The sequence below is a fragment of the Micromonospora sp. NPDC005305 genome (genome assembly GCF_040607315.1).
Lineage (GTDB): Bacteria > Actinomycetota > Actinomycetes > Mycobacteriales > Micromonosporaceae > Micromonospora.
Genome location: NZ_JBEXGL010000036.1, coordinates 1 through 1,974 on the forward strand (window position 1 = coordinate 1; position 1,974 = coordinate 1,974).

Sequence of the window (1,974 nt, forward strand, 5' to 3'; positions counted from 1 at the left end):
TGCAGCACCGAGGAGGCGCAGCCGCCGTCGACGTCGTACGTCGTGTAGCTGTATCCGGCGTACCCGTAGTCGCTGTAGAGGCCCTTGGGGCCGGGACCGGGGTCAGTCGCGGGTGCTGAATGCGGCGTCGAAGGCGGCGGACGGGGCGTCGAAGGCGAGCCGGCGCACGAACTGGAGCGCCTCGGGCGCGCCGACCAGGCGGTCCATGCCGGCGTCCTCCCACTCGATCGAGATCGGGCCGGTGTAGCCGATCGCGTTCAACGCGCGGAAGCAGTCCTCCCACGGCACGTCGCCGTGGCCGGTGGAGACGAAGTCCCAGCCCCGCCGCAGGTCCGCCCAGGGCAGGTGGGAGGAGAGCCGGCCGCGCCGGCCGTCCCCGGTGCGCACCTTCGCGTCCTTGCAGTCGACGTGGTAGATCCGGTCGGCGAAGTCGAAGATGAAGTTGACCGGGTCCAGCTCCTGCCAGACGAAGTGCGACGGGTCCCAGTTCAGCCCGAACGCGGGGCGGTGGCCGATCGCGTCCAGCGCCCGCTTGGTGGTCCAGTAGTCGTAGGCGATCTCGCTGGGGTGCACCTCGTGGGCGAAACGCACACCGACGGAGTCGAAGACGTCCAGGATCGGGTTCCACCGGTCGGCGAAGTCCTGGTAGCCGCGTTCGATCATGGCGGGCGGGACCGGCGGGAACATGGCCAGGGTGTGCCAGATCGACGAGCCGGTGAAGCCGACCACCGTCTTCACCCCGAGCTTCGCCGCCGCCCGGGCGGTGTCCTTCATCTCCTCGGCGGCGCGGCGGCGTACGCCCTCGGGCTCGCCGTCGCCCCAGATCCGGGCGGGGAGGATGTCCTGGTGCCGCTCGTCGATCGGGTGGTCGCAGACCGCCTGCCCGACGAGGTGGTTGGAGATGGCGAAGACCTGGAGGTTGTGCTTGGCGAGGGTGGCCCGCTTGCGGTCCACGTACGACTCGTCGGCGAGCGCCTTGTCGACCTCGAAGTGGTCGCCCCAGCAGGCGATCTCCAGGCCGTCGTAACCCCACTCGGCGGCGAGCCGGCAGACCTCGTCGAACGGAAGATCGGCCCACTGGCCGGTGAAGAGCGTGATGGGTCGCGCCATTGTCCTTCTCCCCTGTCGTGATGGGGGGATTCCGTAGCGGACCGGGGCGAGGGCGACCGGGTGCGGGCGACCTCGGCGGGCACCGGTGGACGCGGTCGCGTCTGGGCCCGACGGGTTGCGCCTCCCGCCGGGTCACCGGCCACCTCGCGGTCGCCGTCCTCACTCTAGGTGGGGCGCGGCCGGCACGGAAGGCCCGGAGCCGGTCAGGCCGCCTCGTCCTCGGGGGCGGGCAGTTCGGCGCGGGCCAGCCAGCCTCCCTCGGGGCGCGGGCCGGCGTGGAAGGCGCCGCCGACCGACTCGGCCCGCGCCCGCAGGCCGGCGGTCGGGATGGCGGGCCCGTCGCCGCGTACCTCGACGGTGAGGCCGGCCGGGTCGTAGCGCAGCCGAACCGCCACGGCCGCGCCCGGCGCGTGCCGGCGCGCGTCGGTCAGCGCCTCCTGGATGATCCGGTACGCGGCCGCGTCGACGGCGGCGGGCAGCGGGCGGGGCTGGCCGCCCACCCGCCACCGCACCTGCTGGCCGGCGGCGAATTCGTCGATGAGCGCGTCCAGCCGGGTGAGGCTCGGCGCGGGCCCGGTGGGCGGCGCCGGCGACTCGACGCGGCCCCGCACCCGGAACAGGGCGGCCCGCAGCACGTCACCGACGCTCGGGCGCCCCTGGGCGGCCCGACGCCACCGCTCCAGGCGTCCCACACGGTCAAGGTACGGCAGCACCCCGGCGGCGGGCCGGGCGGATCCCGCAGGTCGCCCGGTCCGCCGCCGGTCCGGTCAGGGCAGGGTCCACTTCTGGTTGGCCGCGCCGGTGCAGGTCCAGAGGTGTACGGGGGTGCTGTCGGTGGAGGTGTTGCCGGAGACGTCGAGGCAC

2 protein-coding genes are annotated in these 1,974 nt (G+C 74.0%); both read right to left on the reverse strand.

The annotated features are described in order from the left end of the window. Window positions 1-102 precede the first annotated feature (102 nt). Complete coding sequence (locus ABZS80_RS31745) at window positions 103-1,110, reverse strand: sugar phosphate isomerase/epimerase family protein (protein ID WP_355061694.1); 1,008 nt, start codon at window positions 1,108-1,110, stop codon at window positions 103-105. Window positions 1,111-1,313: 203 nt separating this feature from the next. After that, window positions 1,314-1,802, reverse strand: a complete 489-nt coding sequence (locus ABZS80_RS31750) for a hypothetical protein (RefSeq protein WP_355061696.1) — start codon at window positions 1,800-1,802, stop codon at window positions 1,314-1,316. Window positions 1,803-1,974 lie beyond the last annotated feature (172 nt).

Bases quoted from the DNA above. Each gene is read 5' to 3' on its own strand.
- ABZS80_RS31745 (WP_355061694.1), bottom strand. From the start codon at position 1,110: ATGGCGCGACCCATCACGCTCTTCACCGGCCAGTGGGCCGATCTTCCG.